The organism is Methylobacterium sp. FW306-05-D (assembly GCF_058782155.1).
In genome coordinates this window covers 79901-97750 of record NZ_JBYSXL010000005.1, presented here as the reverse complement: position 1 = coordinate 97750, position 17850 = coordinate 79901, and the positions used below count along the sequence as shown (strand labels likewise).

General features: G+C 66.8%; 12 protein-coding genes and 1 tRNA gene. 2 read left to right on the top strand and 11 right to left on the bottom strand.

Annotated elements, in window-relative coordinates; all coding sequences use genetic code 11:
- Positions 1-30 precede the first annotated feature (30 nt).
- The 6 genes from rpoC to AC3WLN_RS03825 form a co-directional block, all read right to left on the bottom strand.
- A complete protein-coding gene (gene rpoC / locus AC3WLN_RS03850) occupies positions 31-4239 on the bottom strand; it encodes a DNA-directed RNA polymerase subunit beta' (RefSeq protein WP_492479664.1) in 4209 nt (1402 codons plus the stop codon).
- A 172-nt stretch (positions 4240-4411) separates the two neighbouring features.
- The gene (gene rpoB / locus AC3WLN_RS03845; RefSeq protein ID WP_492479662.1) at positions 4412-8536 is read right to left on the bottom strand and encodes a DNA-directed RNA polymerase subunit beta; all 4125 of its coding nucleotides are present in this window, start codon (positions 8534-8536) and stop codon (positions 4412-4414) included.
- Between the two features lie 249 nt (positions 8537-8785).
- Entirely contained in the window at positions 8786-9160 is a 375-nt protein-coding gene (gene rplL, locus AC3WLN_RS03840) for a 50S ribosomal protein L7/L12 (protein ID WP_056183502.1), read from the bottom strand.
- Between the two features lie 57 nt (positions 9161-9217).
- Complete coding sequence (gene rplJ, locus AC3WLN_RS03835) at positions 9218-9748, bottom strand: 50S ribosomal protein L10 (protein WP_243912332.1); 531 nt, start codon at positions 9746-9748, stop codon at positions 9218-9220.
- Positions 9749-10326: 578 nt separating this feature from the next.
- Positions 10327-11952 carry a B12-binding domain-containing radical SAM protein gene (locus AC3WLN_RS03830; protein WP_492479659.1) on the bottom strand — a complete coding sequence of 542 codons (1626 nt, stop codon included), beginning with the start codon at positions 11950-11952 and terminating at the stop codon, positions 10327-10329.
- Between the two features lie 198 nt (positions 11953-12150).
- Complete coding sequence (locus AC3WLN_RS03825) at positions 12151-12519, bottom strand: hypothetical protein (protein WP_492479657.1); 369 nt, start codon at positions 12517-12519, stop codon at positions 12151-12153.
- A 299-nt stretch (positions 12520-12818) separates the two neighbouring features.
- On the opposite strand from AC3WLN_RS03825, the gene AC3WLN_RS03820 reads away from it, so the two are divergent.
- The gene (locus AC3WLN_RS03820; RefSeq protein ID WP_492479655.1) at positions 12819-13775 is read left to right on the top strand and encodes a sulfurtransferase; all 957 of its coding nucleotides are present in this window, start codon (positions 12819-12821) and stop codon (positions 13773-13775) included.
- 24 nt (positions 13776-13799) lie between these two features.
- Complete coding sequence (locus tag AC3WLN_RS03815) at positions 13800-15023, top strand: YeeE/YedE family protein (protein WP_492479653.1); 1224 nt, start codon at positions 13800-13802, stop codon at positions 15021-15023.
- A 73-nt stretch (positions 15024-15096) separates the two neighbouring features.
- On the opposite strand, the gene rplA is transcribed toward AC3WLN_RS03815, so the two are convergent.
- The 5 genes from rplA to AC3WLN_RS03790 all read right to left on the bottom strand — a co-directional run bounded on the left by rplA (position 15097) and on the right by AC3WLN_RS03790 (position 17672).
- The gene (rplA, locus tag AC3WLN_RS03810) at positions 15097-15795 is read right to left on the bottom strand and encodes a 50S ribosomal protein L1 (RefSeq protein WP_463780018.1); all 699 of its coding nucleotides are present in this window, start codon (positions 15793-15795) and stop codon (positions 15097-15099) included.
- Positions 15796-15807: 12 nt separating this feature from the next.
- Entirely contained in the window at positions 15808-16257 is a 450-nt protein-coding gene (gene rplK / locus AC3WLN_RS03805; protein ID WP_018044245.1) for a 50S ribosomal protein L11, read from the bottom strand.
- 219 nt (positions 16258-16476) lie between these two features.
- Positions 16477-17010, bottom strand: a complete 534-nt coding sequence (gene nusG / locus AC3WLN_RS03800; RefSeq protein ID WP_056183491.1) for a transcription termination/antitermination protein NusG — start codon at positions 17008-17010, stop codon at positions 16477-16479.
- Between the two features lie 66 nt (positions 17011-17076).
- Positions 17077-17379, bottom strand: coding sequence for a preprotein translocase subunit SecE (gene secE / locus AC3WLN_RS03795; protein ID WP_492479649.1), 303 nt, complete (start codon positions 17377-17379; stop codon positions 17077-17079).
- A 216-nt stretch (positions 17380-17595) separates the two neighbouring features.
- Positions 17596-17672, bottom strand: a tRNA-Trp gene (locus AC3WLN_RS03790).
- Positions 17673-17850 lie beyond the last annotated feature (178 nt).

The window sequence follows — 17850 nt, the reverse complement described above, 5'->3', positions numbered from 1 at the left end:
CCTTTCCCTCAACGCGATGCTCCGTCGGGCCTATTCCGCGGCGGGCGGCAGCTCGGAGAGGGGCTGGGCCCCGCTCTCGGCGGCCTTCTGCTGGAGGATGAGGTTGTCGCGACGCCGCGCCACGGCGCGGATCTCGGCAGCCATGGAGCCCGTACCGGCGGGGATGAGAGACCCGACGATGACGTTCTCCTTGAGACCCTCAAGGTAGTCGATCTTGCCGTTGACGGCCGCCTCGGTGAGCACGCGGGTGGTTTCCTGGAACGAGGCCGCCGAGATGAACGACTTCGTCTGCAGGCTCGCCTTGGTGATGCCGAGGAGGACCGGCACGCCGATGACCGGCTTCTTGCCTTCGGCAAGCAGCTTCTCGTTGACCTCCGCCAGCTCCGTCCGGTCGATCTGGTCGCCGGTCAGGATGTCGGAATCGCCGCCATCGGTGATCTCGACCTTCTGCAGCATCTGCCGGACGATGACCTCGATGTGCTTGTCGTTGATCGACACGCCCTGAAGCCGGTAGACCTCCTGGATCTCGTTGACGAGGTAAGCCGCGAGTTCCTCCACGCCCTTGATCGCCAGGATGTCGTGCGGTGCCGGGTTGCCGTCGACGATGTAATCGCCGAGCTCGACCACGTCCCCGTCCTGAAGGTGGATGTGCTTGCCCTTCGGGATCAGGTACTCGACCGCCTCGGACCCGTCATGCGGCGTCAGCGTCAGGCGACGCTTGTTCTTGTAGTCGCGCCCGAACTGGATCGTGCCCGACTTCTCCGCGATGATGGCCGCGTCCTTCGGACGACGGGCCTCGAACAGCTCCGCCACCCGCGGCAGACCGCCGGTGATGTCGCGCGTCTTGGCCGAGTCGGCGGAGACGCGGGCGAGGATGTCGCCGGCCTTCACCTTCGCACCCGGGTCGTAGCCGATGATGGCATCGACGGGCAGGAAGTAGCGGGCGTCCGAACCACGCGGCAGCTTCATCGGCTTGCCGTCGGCATCGAGCACCAGCATCGCCGGCTTGAGGTCGGCGGTGCGGGCGGTTCCGCGCCAGTCGATGACGACGCGCTTGGCGATGCCGGTCGACTCGTCGGTGGTCTCGGTGATCGACTGACCGTCGATGAGATCCTCGTAGGCCACTACGCCGTCCGTCTCGGTGATGATCGGACGGGTGTAGGGGTCCCATTCGGCGATGCGCTGGCCGCGCTTGACGGTGTCGCCCTCGTCCACGCGCAGCTTCGCGCCGTATTGCAGGCGGTGGTTCGCGCGCTCGGTGCCGTCGGACCCGACGATGACGATGGAGACGTTGCGGCCGGTGGCGATGAGATCGCCATCCGAGTTCCGCGCCAGGGCGCGGTTCCGGATCTTGATCGTGCCCTCGAAGCTCGACTCGATGAAGGACGAGTCGGAGATCTGGGCGGCGCCGCCGATGTGGAAGGTGCGCATGGTGAGCTGTGTGCCCGGCTCGCCGATCGACTGCGCCGCGATGACGCCGACGGCCTCACCCATGTTGACGGGCGTGCCGCGGGCGAGATCGCGCCCGTAGCAGGTGGCGCAGACGCCGCTCTTGGTGGCGCAGACGAGCACCGAGCGGATCTTGACCTCCTGGATCCCGGCGGCCTGGATGGCCGGCAGGTGCTTCTCCTCGATGGTCTCGTTGGTCTTGACGATCACCGTGCCGTCGAGGGCCACCAGGTCCTCGGCGGTCGCCCGGCCGAGGATGCGGATGGCGAGCGGGGCCACGACCTGGCCCGCATCCACGATGGCGCGCATGCGGATGCCGTTGGTAGTGCCGCAATCGACTTCGCGGATCACGGCGTCCTGGGCCACGTCGACGAGACGACGGGTCAGGTAGCCCGAGTTCGCGGTCTTCAACGCCGTGTCCGCGAGGCCCTTGCGGGCGCCGTGGGTGGAGTTGAAGTACTCGAGCACGTCGAGGCCTTCCTTGAAGTTCGAGATGATCGGCGTCTCGATGATCTCGCCCGAGGGCTTGCTCATCAGGCCGCGCATGGCGGCGAGCTGGCGCATCTGCTCGCGGGAGCCGCGGGCGCCGGAATTCGCCATCATGTAGACCGAGTTGACCTGCTTGTCGGTCCCGTTCTCGTCCTTCTGGACCGCGGAGATCGCGGCCATCATCTCGTCGGCGAGGCGGGCCGAGCACTTGCCCCAGGCATCGACGACCTTGTTGTACTTCTCACCCTGGGTGATCAGGCCGTCGTTGAACTGCTGCTCGAACTCCTTGACCAGGTCGCGGGTCGACCCGACGATCGACCACTTGTTCGCCGGCACGACCATGTCGTCCTTGCCGAACGAGATGCCGGCCTTGAACGCGTGGTTGAAGCCCAGCGCCATGATCCGATCACAGAAGATCACCGACTCCTTCTGACCGCAGTGACGGTAGACGGTGTCGATCATCGCGGAGATCTCCTTCTTGGTCATCAGCTTGTTGACGACGTCGAAGGGCACCTTGGCGTGCTGCGGCAGGGCCGTGGACAGGATCACCCGGCCCGGCGTGGTGTCATAGGTCTTGGTCAGCGGCTCGCCGTCCGGGCCGATGCCGTTCCAGCGCCAGCGGATCTTCGTGTGCAGCTTGACGGTCTTGGCCGCCAGGGCGTGCTCGAGCTCACCGATGTTGCCGAAGACGCCCTGCATCGGGTTCTGCTTGTTGGTCGGGTCGAAGGCGCCGATCGCCCCCTCGGCCACGATCGACAGGTAGTAGAGACCGAGCACGATGTCCTGCGACGGCACGATGATCGGGTGACCGTTCGCCGGGTGCAGGATGTTGTTGGTCGACATCATCAGGACGCGCGCCTCCAACTGAGCCTCGAGGCTCAGGGGGACGTGCACGGCCATTTGGTCGCCGTCGAAATCCGCGTTGAAGGCGGTGCAGACCAGCGGGTGCAGCTGGATCGCCTTGCCCTCGATCAGCTTGGGCTCGAAGGCCTGGATGCCGAGGCGGTGCAGGGTCGGTGCGCGGTTCAGCATCACCGGGTGTTCGCGGATCACCTCGTCCAGGATATCCCAGACCTCGGGCTTCTCCTTCTCGACGAGTTTTTTCGCCTGCTTCACCGTGGCGGAGAAGCCCTTGGCGTCGAGGCGCGCGTAGATGAACGGCTTGAACAGCTCGAGCGCCATCTTCTTGGGCAGGCCGCACTGGTGCAGCTTCAGCTCCGGACCCACCACGATGACCGAGCGACCGGAATAATCGACGCGCTTGCCGAGCAGGTTCTGGCGGAAGCGACCCTGCTTGCCCTTCAGCATGTCGGCGAGCGACTTCAGCGGACGCTTGTTGGCGCCCGTGATCACGCGGCCGCGGCGACCGTTGTCAAACAGCGCGTCGACCGCCTCCTGAAGCATGCGCTTCTCGTTGCGGATGATGATGTCCGGCGCACGCAGCTCGATCAGCCGCTTCAGGCGGTTGTTGCGGTTGATGACGCGGCGGTAGAGGTCGTTCAGGTCGGACGTGGCGAAGCGGCCGCCGTCCAGGGGAACGAGCGGGCGCAGGTCCGGCGGGATCACCGGGACCACGGTGAGGATCATCCACTCGGGCTTGTTGCCCGACATCTGGAAGGCCTCGATGATCTTCAGGCGCTTGAGGAGCTTCTTGGGCTTCAGCTCGGAGGTGGTGGTGGCGATCTCCTCGCGCAGGGCGTCGGCGATGCCGTCGAGGTCGAGCTCCTGAAGGATCCGGCGGATGGCCTCGGCGCCGATCATGGCGGTGAAGCTGTCCTCGCCGTACTCCTCCTGGGCGCGCAGGTACTCCTCCTCCGACAGGAGCTGACGCTCCTTAAGGGGGGTGAGGCCCGGCTCGATCACGCAGTAGGACTCGAAGTAGAGGATCCGCTCGAGGTCCTTCAGGGCCATGTCGAGCAGCAGGCCGATGCGCGAGGGCAGCGACTTCAGGAACCAGATGTGGGCGACGGGCGCGGCGAGCTCGATATGGCCCATGCGATCGCGCCGGACGCGGGCCAGGGTGACCTCGACGCCGCACTTCTCACAGATGACGCCCTTGTACTTCATACGCTTGTACTTGCCGCACAAGCACTCGTAGTCCTTGATCGGTCCGAAGATGCGTGCGCAGAACAGGCCGTCACGCTCGGGCTTGAACGTGCGATAGTTGATCGTCTCGGGCTTCTTGATCTCGCCGAAAGACCACGAGAGGATCTTCTCCGGAGACGAGATCGAGATCTTGATCTGGTCGAAGCTCTGGGGCTGAGCCTGCTGGTTGAAAAGATTCATGACCTCTTGGTTCATGATCTACTCCTGCTGACGAGGCGCACCCTCCGCCGAGGGGCTGACCGCGTGCTGAAAACGGGTGCGGCGCGACGACCGGCCGGATCGTCGCTGACCGTAGAACGGGAGGCCCTGCCCCTCCCCGCTCCGACCGCGCCGGGGTCGAACCCGGCGCGGGAGCGTGATGCGGTGGTTATTCGGCCGCCTCTGCGGGCGGCTCGATCTGGTCGTTGGCGAGCTTCTTCGAGGAGGTGAGCTCCACGTTGAGGCCGAGCGAACGCATCTCCTTGACGAGCACGTTGAACGATTCGGGGATGCCGGCCTCGAAGGTGTCGTCGCCGCGCACGATGGCCTCGTAGACCTTGGTGCGGCCGGCGACGTCGTCCGACTTGACCGTGAGCATCTCCTGCAGCGTGTACGCCGCACCGTAGGCTTCGAGGGCCCAGACCTCCATCTCGCCGAAACGCTGACCGCCGAACTGCGCCTTTCCGCCCAGCGGCTGCTGGGTGACCAGGGAGTACGGGCCGATCGACCGGGCGTGGATCTTGTCGTCCACGAGGTGGTGCAGCTTCAGCATGTAGATGTAGCCCATCGTTACCTTGCGGTCGAAGGGCTCGCCCGTGCGGCCGTCATAGAGGGTCGACTGGGCCGACCGGTCGAGACCGGCCATCTCCAGCATCTGCTCGATGTCGGCTTCCTTGGCGCCGTTGAACACCGGAGTCGCCATCGGCACGCCGCGACGCACGTTGTTGGCAGCCTCGGCCAGCTCCTCGTCGGACAGGCCTTCGAGTTCGGACGGCGAGTAGATCGCCTTCATCTCGTCGCGGAGCGGCTCGATGTCCTGGCTGCGCAGGTAGGCATCCACCGCCTGGCTGACCTTGCGGCCGAGCCCGGCCGCGGCCCAACCGAGGTGGGTCTCGAGGATCTGACCGACGTTCATGCGCGAGGGCACGCCGAGCGGGTTCAGCACGATGTCGGCATGCGTCCCGTCCTCCAGGAACGGCATGTCCTCGATCGGCACGATCCGCGAGACGACGCCCTTGTTGCCGTGCCGTCCGGCCATCTTGTCGCCGGGTTGGATCTTGCGCTTCACCGCCACGAAGACCTTGACCATCTTCATGACGCCGGGCGGGAGCTCGTCGCCGCGCTGCAGCTTCTCGACCTTGTCGAGGAAGCGCTGCTCAAGGCGCTTCTTCGACTCGTCGTACTGCTTCTGCATCGCTTCCATCTCGGTCATGAGACGGTCGTCGATGACGGCGAACTGCCACCACTGCGAACGCGGGTACTCGCTCAGGAGTTCACGGGTGAGCGTAGTCTCCTTCTTGAAGCCCTTCGGACCGGCGATGGGCGCCTGGCCGATGAGCACCGTGGCGAGACGCGCGTAGGTGTTGCGATCCAGGATCGCCTGCTCGTCGTCGCGGTCCTTGGCGAGGCGCTCGATCTCCTCGCGCTCGATCGCCTGGGCGCGCTCGTCCTTGTCGACGCCGTGGCGGTTGAACACCCGGACCTCGACGATCGTGCCGGTCACGCCCGGGGGAACCCGGAGCGAGGTGTCGCGCACGTCGGACGCCTTCTCGCCGAAGATGGCGCGGAGGAGCTTCTCCTCCGGCGTCATCGGGCTCTCGCCCTTCGGCGTGATCTTTCCGCACAGGATGTCGCCGGCGTGGACCTCGGCGCCAATGTAGACGATGCCGGCCTCGTCGAGGTTCTTGAGCGCCTCCTCGGAGACGTTCGGGATGTCGCGGGTGATCTCTTCCGGTCCGAGCTTGGTGTCTCGGGCCATCACCTCGAACTCCTCGATGTGGATCGAGGTGAACACGTCATCCTTCACGATCCGCTCGGAGAGCAGGATCGAGTCCTCGAAGTTGTAGCCGTTCCACGGCATGAACGCGACGAGCACGTTCCGGCCGAGGGCGAGTTCGCCGAACTCCGTCGAGGGACCGTCGGCGATGATCTCGCCCTTCTTCACGGCCTCGCCGACGCGCACCAGCGGCTTCTGCGTGATGCAGGTCGACTGGTTGGAGCGCTGGAACTTCTGCAGGCGATAGATGTCGACGCCGGGCTTGTTGGCGTCGGCCTCCTCGGTGGCCCGGATGACGATACGGGTAGCGTCCACCTGATCGACGATACCGGTGCGGCGCGCCGCGATGGCGGCACCGGAGTCGCGGGCGACCACGGCCTCCATGCCGGTGCCGACGAAGGGCGCGTCGGCGCGGACCAGCGGCACCGCCTGGCGCTGCATGTTCGAGCCCATCAGCGCGCGGTTCGCGTCGTCGTTCTCGAGGAACGGGATGAGCGCGGCCGCGACCGAGACGAGCTGCTTCGGCGACACGTCCATGAGGTCGACGCGATCCGGCGGCACGACGATGACGTCGCCGGCCCGACGGCAGACCACGAGATCCTCCGTCAGCTTGAAGCTCTCGTCCATCTGCGCGTTGGCCTGGGCGACGTAGTACTTCGCCTCCTCCATCGCCGAGAGGTAGGCGACGTCAGTGGTGACGACGCCGTCCTTCACCCGCCGGAACGGGGTCTCGATGAAGCCGTATTTGTTCACCCGCGCGAAGGTGGCGAGCGAGTTGATCAGGCCGATGTTCGGGCCTTCCGGCGTCTCGATCGGGCAGATGCGGCCGTAATGGGTCGGGTGCACGTCGCGCACCTCGAAGCCGGCGCGCTCGCGGGTCAGGCCGCCCGGGCCAAGCGCCGAGAGGCGACGCTTGTGCGTCACTTCCGAGAGCGGGTTGGTCTGGTCCATGAACTGCGAGAGCTGCGACGAGCCGAAGAACTCGCGCACGGCGGCGGCGGCCGGCTTCGCATTGATGAGGTCCTGCGGCATCACCGTGTCGATGTCGACGGAAGACATCCGCTCCTTGATGGCGCGCTCCATGCGGAGCAGGCCGAGGCGATACTGGTTCTCCATCAGCTCGCCGACCGAGCGCACCCGGCGGTTGCCGAGATGGTCGATGTCGTCGATCTCGCCCTTGCCGTCGCGCAGGTCCACCAGCGCCTTGACGACCGCGAGCATGTCCTCGCGGCGCAGGGTGCGCACGGTGTCCTCGGCGTCGAGGTCGAGGCGCATGTTCATCTTCACGCGGCCGACGGCCGAGAGGTCGTAGCGCTCGGGGTCGAAGAACAGCGAGTGGAACATCGCCTCGGCGGTGTCGAGGGTCGGCGGCTCGCCGGGACGCATGACCCGGTAGATGTCGAACAGCGCGCCTTCGCGGCCGGAGTTCTTGTCCACCGCGAGGGTGTTGCGGATGTAGGGACCGACATTGATGTGGTCGATGTCGAGCACGGGCAGCTCGGACACGCCGACGTCCTCGAGGCTCTTGAGGAGCTTGTCGGAGATCTCGTCGCCGGCCTCGGCCCAGATCTCGCCGGTCTTGGCGTTGACCAGGTCCTCGGCGATGTACTGGCCGATCAGGTCCTCGTCGGTGGCCTTCAGGAACTGTACGCCGCGCTCGGCGATCTGCCGGGCGTTGCGGGCGTTCAGCTTCTTGCCGGCCTCGAGCACGACTTCACCGGACTCCGCATCGATCAGGTCGACGGAGGCCTTGAAGCCCTTCAGGCGCTCGGCGTCGTAGGGAACGCGCCAGTCGGCGCCGTCGCGGTCATAGACCACGCGATTGTAGAAGGTCGACAGGATCTCCTCGCCGTCGAGGCCGAGGGCGAACAGCAGCGACGTCACGGGGAGCTTGCGCTTCCGGTCGATGCGGACGTGCACGATGTCCTTGGCGTCGAACTCGACGTCGAGCCACGAGCCGCGATACGGAATGATGCGGGCGGCGAACAGCAGCTTGCCCGACGAATGGGTCTTGCCCTTGTCGTGGTCGAAGAACACGCCCGGGCTGCGGTGCATCTGGGAGACGATGACGCGCTCGGTGCCGTTGACGATGAAGGTCCCGTTCTCCGTCATCAGGGGCATGTCGCCCATGTAGACGTCCTGCTCCTTGATGTCCTTGACGGACTTCGCGCCGGTATCCGGGTCCACGTCGAACACGATCAGGCGGAGCGTGACCTTGAGCGGGGCCGCGAAGGTGATGCCGCGCTGGCGGCACTCGTCGACGTCGTATTTCGGCTGCTCGAACGTGTATTTCACGAATTCGAGGAGAGCCGTCGAGGAGAAGTCCGAGATCGGGAAGACCGACTTGAACACGGTCTGCAGGCCTTCGTCGCCCCGTCCGCCTTCTGGCTCATCCATGATCAGGAACTGGTCGTAGGACGCCTTCTGAACCTCGATGAGGTTCGGCATCTCGGCGACTTCCTTGATCTTGCCGAAGAATTTGCGAATCCGCTTGCGACCGACCAGCGTGTTGGCCATGGGTGACCTCGCTCCTACGTCCCGCGTACCGGGTGCCCGGGGAAGGCGTCTGCCTCCCGCAACCAGGCTTCGGGCCCGCCCCGCCGGACGACGCCTTCCCGAACTAAAAATCCCGTGGCCCTTGCGTGGGCCGGTCGGGCCGCCTGAAGCGACCATGGCCCACGGGCATGAACCCGCGGGCCGGTGGTGCCGTCAGGTCCGGAGGAACCCGACGGAAGACGATGGGCCGGACCGGCCCACCGACGTGTCTTACTTGAGCTCGACCTTGGCGCCAGCCTTCTCGAGCTGGGCCTTGAGCTTCTCGGCCTCTTCCTTGTTGACGGACTCCTTGACGGCCTTCGGAGCGCCCTCGACGAGGTCCTTGGCTTCCTTCAGGCCGAGGCCGGTGATCGCGCGGACCTCCTTGATGACCTCGATCTTCTTGTCGCCGGCCGCGGTGAGCATGACCGTGAACTCGGTCTGCTCCTCGGCGGCAGCGGCCGGGCCGGCGGCCGGGCCGGCGGCCACGGCGACGGCGGCGGCAGCCGAGACGCCCCACTTCTCTTCGAGCATCTTGGCGAGGTCGGCGGCCTCGAGAACGGTCAGCGAGGACAGGTCGTCGACGAGCTTGGCAAGATCAGCCATGTTAGTATTTCCTCAGATATCGATTTGAACGGATGGGTTGATAAGGGCGATGCGGCCTCAGGCCGCTTCGCTCTGAGCCTCGTCCTTGGTGGCATAGGCCCCGAACACGCGGGCGAGCTTGGCCGCCGGTGCGTTGACGACCTGGGCGATCTTGGTCGCGGGAGCCTGGATGAGGCCCACGATCTTGCCGCGCAGTTCGTCGAGGGACGGCAGCGAGGCGAGCGCCTTCACACCGTCCGGGTTCAGGGCAGTCGTGCCCATGGCGCCGCCGAGGATCACGAGCTTGTCGTTGGCCTTGGCGAAGTCCACCGCAACCTTGGCGGCCGCGACCGGGTCGCTCGAATAGGCGAGCAGGGTCGGGCCCTTCAGGAGGGGCTTGATGGAGGCGACGTCCGTGCCATCGAGAGCGATGTTGGCGAGGCGGTTCTTGGTGACCTTCACGGTGGCACCGGCCTGCTTCATCTGCGAGCGCAGCTTCTGCATGTCGGCGACCGTGAGGCCCTTGTAGTGGGCCACGACGACGACGGCGGTGTTCGCGAACACGCCGTTGAGCGTCGAGACGAGATCAGCTTTGGCTGTCCTGTCCACTCGGGCTCTCTCCGGTTGGCGGAACCCGAGAACGGGTCCGCCGGTTGCACATGCCGCCCGGGACGGAACTCGGCTTAACACGAAGCCGGAACGTCCTTGGCGACGCTTCACGGCCCTGTCCCCTACCGCCCCCCGGAACGGGTGGACGACATGGGTGAGATGGTTCAAACCGATGCCTGGCCCTGTCCGCGAGGAGCGAACCGGGCAAGGGCAATAGAATTTCGGTCTTCCCAGTCTGTGCAGGCTTGGGGATTAAGCCGGTGACCCGGCGCCTGCAGTCTCGGACAGGACATGGCCGGACAAAGCTCAGAAGGGGTTTTATGCCCCTCGAAGCCTTCCGGCCAACACCACCTGGTTGCCCAGGCGATCTCTCAATCGGAATGCGACCGATCGGCCGATTCCTTTCTCATGTATGAAAACGTTGAGCGGGGTCTATAGAGCCTTGCAAACAGCCTGCCAAGTGCCACCGAGCGATTATTCCGTCGCAGGAGACGCTTTTTCCTTGACGCCGTTGGTCGTCCCGGACCGCGATCCGGGACGATGGGGGCGGAGCCCATGCGACTTGTCAGGTCCGGTTGTCAGGTCGGCAGGAACCTGCGCGCTGCCCGCCACCAGGGCTCGCGCGCGTCGCGCTTCTGGTCGGCCTTGGCGGCGTAGAACGAGGCGTTGTGCTCGCCGCGCAGGGCTTCCCGGGTGAAGCGGATGAGGTGGTGGGCGACGAAGCCCATGTTGAACACCGCTTCGATCTGGCCGCGCTTCAGGGCATGGCCGGCGGCCCGCCAGAACACCCGCCGGTAGTCGGACAGGAGACCGACGCGCACCGCGATGTTGAAGCCGAGCACGAGGCCGCGGCGCAGGTTGGTGCGTGTGAGCTTGCCCTTCAACGGCGTCTTGATCCGGTTCGGATAGGTCACCTCCACCTGGTGCCGGAAGCGCTCGAAGATCTGCGCCGGCTCGTAGGCATGGGCGATGGCCCGGCGCCAGGACGCCACGACGTCGTCGTGCGGGCGCTTGAAGAGGACGTTCGATTCCAGCGCCGCATCGTGCACCAGACGGTTCTCCCGGGTCAGCCGGTCCCAGAGCGGCGTCTTCGGCAGGGCCTGCAGGAGGTTCATCGTCAGCACTGGCACGGCCGATTTGTCGATGAAGTCGATGAGCTTCTGCTCGGACTGGTCGGTGTCCGTGTCGAGACCGAGGATGATGCCCGAGGTCACCTCCAACCCGTAGCTGTTGAGGGTCTCGATCGCCTCGTACATCGGCACGGCGGCGTTGTGCTTCTTGTCGATCCCGGCGAGGGCATCCTCCTCCGGCGTCTCGATGCCGACGAAGACGGTCATGAAGTTGGCCTGCCGCATCAGCTCCAGGATGTCGGGCTGCTTGGCCATGTTCAGCGTCGCCTCGCAGGCGAACTGGAGCGGATAGGCGTTCTTCTTCTGCCACGCCACGAGGTGGGGCAGCATGTCCTTCGTCGCCTTGCGGTTGCCGATGAAGTTGTCGTCGACGAAGTAGACCACCGCTGGATGGCCCGGCTGGGCGATGATGGCATCGAGCTCGCCGAGCATCTGCTCGGGGCTCTTCAGGCGCGGCTGGCGGCCGTAGAGCTGCGGGATGTCGCAGAACTCGCAGCGATAGGGGCAGCCCGACGAGAACTGCAGCGAGCCGATGAGGTAGCGCTTGAGCGGGGCCGCCTCGTAGGCCGGGGCCGGGAAATCGGAGAGGGGCAGGCGCTCCTTGGTCTCCAGGCGCACCTGCGTCGCCGGGATCGAGACGTCACGGTCGAGGATCGCCACCAACTCGTCGGTGGCATCGCCGATCTCGCCGAGATGCAGGTAGTCGAATTCGGGATACTGCTCGGGGGAGCCGGAGACCGAGGGACCGCCCAGAACCGTGACCTTACCGGCCGCGTGCGCCCGCGCGTAGATGTCCCGGATCTGCGGGGCCTGGATGTGCATGCCCGACACGAACACCGCGTCGGCCCAGGCGAAGTCCGCCGGTCCCGCCCGCACGATGTTCTCGTCGATGAACCGGTACTCCCAGGTCTCCGGCATGTAGGCCGCGATGAGCAGCAGCCCCTGGGGCGGCATGAAGGCCTTCACGCCGCCCATCAGGGGGTAGGCGTGAGAGAAGGTCCCGAAGGACGGCGTATAAGCGGGAAAGACGCACAGGATGCGTCGCTTCGAGATCACGGAGAGGGTGCATCGCATGGGAGCATACCTAGCACAGGCATCCGCGAAGGCGTCACCCTCCCATGTTGATTTCTATGGCCTTCCGTCGATCGCACCCGCTCCCTGCCGGCGCCCGCCCTGCCCCTTCACGAGGCTTTGAACAAAACCCGTGTCGGAGGCGGGCCGGACCCGGGATGTCGGCGCGCCAGCCGGCGTCTGCGCCAGGGTGTCCGGGGCTCACTCGACCTGGGAATCCTCTCCCTCGATGGCGAGCCTCCGGAGAATCTGGAGCGCGCTCGCGAGCCGGGCAATCGGCGGGGACCCGAGAGCCGGGCGGACCCCGTTGGGCGCCGCGGCGGAATCGATGGCGAAGGCGCTTGCGGGCGAGACCGCCACCCCGTTGCGTGCCGCCGCCGCGGCGTAGTGGTCGGCGTTCCAGGCACCGGGAAGCGTCAGCCAGAGGTGATAGGCGTGCGGGTCGCCCTGGACATCGAGGCCGGACAGGGTCTCGCGGGCGAGGGTCTGGCGCGCCGCCGCATCCGTGCGCTTGGAGCGCCCGATCCGCCCGGCCAGACCGTCGTTGATCACGTGGATCGCCATCGCCAAGGAAGGCCGCTCCGCATCCCGACCGCGGCGTCATCCGAAGCGGTCGGTTTCCGGGCGGCCTCGCGGACGGTTGAGCGCCCGAGAAAATCCTGATTTTGTTGCCAGGCCTACGAAAAGGATGTTCTCTTGCTCAATATATCTTTGAAATAACCTGGTATTGCTCTCGATCGAATTCAGCAACACGATCGTACGGTCAAGTTCCGGGGCCTGGCACGGACATGTGTACGGCCAGACGGGTGCTGCCGGTGATCGCCGGCCCGGCCCGAACCCCGATGCCGTTCCACCGCTGGAGAGTGACCGTGTCCTACAGAATCCTCCTCGCTGCCCAGGTTGCCCTGGCTGTCCTGGCGTTGCCGACCCTCGGGGCTCGGGTGGTGCAATCCGCCGAGCAGAGCCAGGCTCGGTCGAGCCCCCTCGTCTCCACCGAGTGGCTCGAGGCCAACCTCGCCGACCCGAAGCTGCGCATCGTCGAGGTCAGCGTCGAGCCGGGCGTGTACGAGCGGGGCCACGTACCCGGCGCACAGAACGTTGTCTGGCACACCGACCTCGTGGAGACCGTGAGCCGCGACATCGCCGGGCCGGAGAAGTTCGCCGCCCTGGTCCGGCGCCTGGGCATCGACCGCGACACCACGGTGGTCCTCTACGGCGACAACAACAACTGGTTCGCCGCCTGGGGAGCCTGGGTCTTCGCCCAGTACGGCCTCGTCGACAACGTCAAGCTCCTCGATGGCGGACGCAAGAAGTGGGAGGCCGACAAGCGGCCGCTGGAGACACGGAGCCCGGACGTGGCAGCCTCGCGCTTCCCCGTCACGCCGGTCTCCGGCGCGCAGCGCGCGCGCCTCGCGGATGTGCTCGCCGTCGCCCGCAAGGAGCGCAACGAGGCGATCCTCGACATCCGCTCGCCGGACGAGTTCTCCGGCAAGGTCATCGCCCCGCCCGGCATCCAGGAACTCGCGATCCGGGCCGGCCACATCCCCGGTTCGGTGAACGTCCCCTGGGCCAAGGCCGTGAACCCGGACGGCACCATCAAGTCCGTGGCGGACTTGAAGAAGCTCTACGCAGAGGCGGGGATCGACGGCTCGAAGCCGGTGATCACCTCCTGCCGCATCGGCGAGCGCTCCAGCCATTCTTGGTTCGTCCTGAGCCGGATCCTCGGCTACCCGGTGCGCAACTACGACGGGTCCTGGACAGAGTACGGCAACACCGTGGGCGTGCCCGTGGTGAACCTCGCCGGGACGGTCTGGACCGGCAAGTAAGCGCCGTCGAAGCCCCGTCTCCCAGTGAGCGTCTCACCCCTCGCAAACCTCGGCGCGCCCCGGCCCCAGGCCGGGCGCGTCCCCGTTCCGCTGCGCGCCGTCCTCGCAGGACTGATCGGCGGGGGGCTGCTCCTTGCTGCCTGGTACCTCTCCGGGGAGCCCGGCAGCGGTCGGCTCGCCCTCTCCCTCACCTTCGGGACCGCGTTCGGCTTCGTGTTGCAGCGCGCCCGCTTCTGCTTCTTCTGCCTGTGGCGCGACCTGATCGACCGGGGCGATCCACGCGGGGCCCTGGGCATCCTGGCGGCTCTGGCCGTGGGCACGGTGGGCTATAGCGTCGTTCTCGGTGCTTGGCTCCCCGATCCCGCTGGTCCGCGCCTCGCCCCGGACGCGCATATCGGTCCCGTGGGGCCGGTCCTGGCCCTGGCGGGCGCCGTGTTCGGAAGCGGCATGGCGATCTCGGGCTCCTGCATCGGGGCGCATCTCTACCGGCTCGGCGAGGGCTCGCCGACGGCGCCCTTCGCCCTCGTGGGCACGGCGCTGGGCTTCGTTCTGGGGTTTGCCAGTTGGAACACGCTCTATCTCGCCAGCATCAGCGAGGCGCCGGTGCTCTGGTTGCCGCGGTACCTCGGCTATGCCGGCAGCATGGTCCTCACGCTCGGTATACTGGCGGCCCTGGCGCTGCCGCTCCTGCGGCGGCTGCCACCGGCGGTGACGATGGCGCCGCGGCGGGTCGATCCGCTGCGAGCGGTGTTCGCCGAGCGCTGGCCGACCTGGATCGGCGGCCTCGCGGTGGGCGCCATCGGGACGCTGGCCTATCTCCGGGTGGGGCCGCTCGGCGTCACCGCCGAGATCGGCGGGCGCAGCCGGCAGGCAGCGGCAACCCTCGGCCTCCTGCCCGAGCGCCTGGAAGGCCTCGACGGCTTTCGCGGCTGCGCCACGGCGATCCGGGACGCGGTGCTGACCCCGAACGGCTTGTTCGTCGCCGGGCTCGTGATCGCCTCCTTAGCGGCCGCCCTCGCGGCGGGGGAATTCCGTCCTGCGCGTCCGACCCGCCATCAGGCCGCGCGTGGTCTCCTCGGCGGACTCCTCCTCGGCTGGGGCGCGATGACGGGGCTCGGCTGCAGCGTCGGCACGCTGCTCTCCGGCATCATGGCGGGGGCGGTGTCGGGCTGGGTCTTCGGGGCGGCGATGTTCACCGGGCTCACCGCGACCCTGTTCGTGGGGCGACGCCTGCGTCTTCTGCCTTAGGGCCGGACATACGAAAACGCCCGACCGCGAGGCCGGGCGTTTCCATCAACTCTCGATCACGCCGGGGCGTGGATCAGGCGGTCAGCACCGTCGAGGGTTCGACCTTCACGCCCGGACCCATCGACGAGGTCACGGCGACGCGCTGGACGTACTGGCCCTTGGCACCGGCCGGCTTGGCCTTGGAGACCGCGTCGGCGAACGCCTTGATGTTCTCGACGAGCTTGTCGGCGTCGAACGAGACCTTGCCAATGCCGGCGTGGACGATGCCGGCCTTCTCGACGCGGAACTCGACCGAGCCGCCCTTGGCACCGGCGACGGCACCCTTCACGTCCATGGTCACGGTACCGACCTTCGGGTTCGGCATCAAACCGCGCGGGCCGAGCACCTTACCGAGACGGCCGACGAGCGGCATCAGGTCGGGAGTCGCGATGCAGCGATCGAACTCGATCTTGCCGCTCTGGACGATCTCGAGGAGGTCCTCGGCGCCCACGATGTCTGCGCCGGCGGCCTTGGCCTCGTCGGCCTTGGCGCCGCGGGCGAACACCGCCACCCGCACCGTGCGGCCGGAGCCGTTGGGCAGGTTGCAGACGCCGCGGACCATCTGGTCGGCGTGACGCGGGTCGACGCCGAGGTTCATCGAGATCTCGACGGTCTCGTCGAACTTGGCGCTGGCCTTCTCCTTCACGAGCTTGATCGCCTCGTCGATGGGATAGAGCTTGAGCGCGTCGATGCCCTCGCGGGCGGCGCGGATGCGCTTGCCTTCGTGTGCCATTGTGCCCTCCCCTTAAGCGACGACGTCGAGGCCCATGGCCCGAGCGGAGCCACGGATCATGGCGACGGCGGCGTCAACCGAGTCGCAGTTCAGGTCGGGCATCTTCTTCTCGGCGATCTCGCGCAGCTGCGCCTCGGTCACCTTGCCCACGGTCGGGCCCTTGCCCGGGGTCTTCGAGCCGGAAGCCGGCTTCTTGCCGATCTTCAGGCCGGCGGCCTTCTTCAGGAAGAAGGTGACCGGCGGCTGCTTCATCTCGAAGGTGAAGGAGCGGTCCTGGTACGCCGTGATGACGACCGGGATCGGGGTGCCCTTCTCGATCTGAGAGGTCTTCGCGTTGAAGGCCTTGCAGAATTCCATGATGTTGAGGCCGCGCTGACCGAGCGCGGGGCCGATGGGCGGCGACGGGTTCGCGGCGCCGGCCGGAACCTGAAGCTTCACGTAGCCCGTGATCTTCTTTGCCATAGGGACTGCTCCCAAAGAATGCCCGGCACCCGGCTGGCCTCAGCGCGGATGGAGCGGGCGGTTGCAGGTCGCGGTGCGGTCCGTGCGTCCCGGCGGCGAACCGGGCGGGCCTCCCGCGTGTGACACCGCCGCGGAGGACGGTGGTTTCGCACCCGGCCGGAGCCGGGCGGAATCGGATATCGAACAATCAGGATTGATTGATCCGAAAAAGCGAAAGAATCAGATCTTCTCGACCTGGCCGTATTCCAGCTCGACCGGCGTGGCGCGGCCGAAGATCGAGACGGCCACCTTGAGGCGCGACCGGCTTTCGTCGATCTCCTCGACGGTGCCGTTGAAAGAGGCGAAGGGACCGTCGGAGACGCGGACGGTCTCGCCGATCTCGAAGGAGACGGAGGGCTTCGGGCGATCGACGCCCTCGGCGACCTGGCCCTTGATGCGCTCGGCCTCGGCATCCGGGATCGGAACCGGCTTCGACTTGTCGGCGCCGAGGAAGCCCGTGACCTTGGGGGTGTTCTTGATGAGGTGGTAGACCTCGTCGGTCAGGTCGCACTTCACCAGGACGTAGCCGGGGAAGAACTTGCGCTCGGCATCGACCTTGCGGCCGCGACGCACCTCCACGACCTTCTCGGTCGGGACCATGACCTCGTCGAACAGTTCCATCAGGCCACGCTGGGCCGCCTGATCCTTGATGGACTGCGCGACCTTGTTCTCGAAATTCGAGTAGGCGTGGACGATGTACCAGCGCTTCGACACGGTTCTCACCAAATCCTGACGTCAGTCAGCCCGATCGCGCCGCAGCGCGCCCGGGCCGAGAAGTTGTTAGGCGCCGACCCCGAGGATCAGGGTCACGAGATAGCGCAGCGCCTGGTCCACCACCGTGAAGAAGAGGCTCGCCACCACCACCATGATGAACACCATCACGGTGGTCACCACGGTCTCCTTGCGGGTCGGCCACGTGACCTTGCGGCCCTCGTCGCGAACCTGGCTCAGGAACTCGGCCGGGCCGACGCGCTTCTGCGCGGGACGCGCGGGCGGGGTCGCCCGAGGGGGCGTCGGCGTGGTGGAGCCGCGCTGCGGGGTGCGCGCGAGATCCACTTTCTTCGATGCTTCGTTCGATGCCATGGCGCCAACAACAGGGAGATCGGCCCGAGTTTCGGGAAAGCGCGACGCGGCGGCTCCGGGGAGGAGCCTGCATCGACGGCCTTCATCGATCTCGGAAGGCGACCGCTCTAACGCAAGTCGCCGGGCTTGTCGACTGCGCCCGGCCGGACTTCGCTGATGAGCGATCTGCTGGAAGGGAAGAGGTCTGGGAGGGTCGACAGGTCTGATGCGGCCAAATGGCAGGAGTGGAGGGACTCGAACCCGCAACCTCCGGTTTTGGAGACCGGCGCTCTGACCAGTTGAGCTACACTCCTATGCGGAGAACGAGTCCCCCGCCGCGGCGCTGCTATAGACCGGCCGAGACGGCTTCGCAATGGTCAAAACAGCATCGTCGGCGAAGAACCTTCGCGGCGGCGCGCGGACCGGCGCCCCCCTCGAAAACGACGACGGCGCCCCGGACCGAACCGGGGCGCCGTGTGGTGCGGGTGACGG

Coding starts and splice junctions, on each gene's coding strand:
- rplA (WP_463780018.1), bottom strand. CDS start 15,795: ATGGCACACGAAGGCAAGCGCATCCGCGCCGCCCGCGAGGGCATCGAC.
- rplL (WP_056183502.1), bottom strand. CDS start 9,160: ATGGCTGATCTTGCCAAGCTCGTCGACGACCTGTCCTCGCTGACCGTT.
- rpoC (WP_492479664.1), bottom strand. CDS start 4,239: ATGAACCAAGAGGTCATGAATCTTTTCAACCAGCAGGCTCAGCCCCAG.
- rpoB (WP_492479662.1), bottom strand. CDS start 8,536: ATGGCCAACACGCTGGTCGGTCGCAAGCGGATTCGCAAATTCTTCGGC.
- AC3WLN_RS03830 (WP_492479659.1), bottom strand. CDS start 11,952: ATGCGATGCACCCTCTCCGTGATCTCGAAGCGACGCATCCTGTGCGTC.
- secE (WP_492479649.1), bottom strand. CDS start 17,379: ATGGCATCGAACGAAGCATCGAAGAAAGTGGATCTCGCGCGCACCCCG.
- rplK (WP_018044245.1), bottom strand. CDS start 16,257: ATGGCAAAGAAGATCACGGGCTACGTGAAGCTTCAGGTTCCGGCCGGC.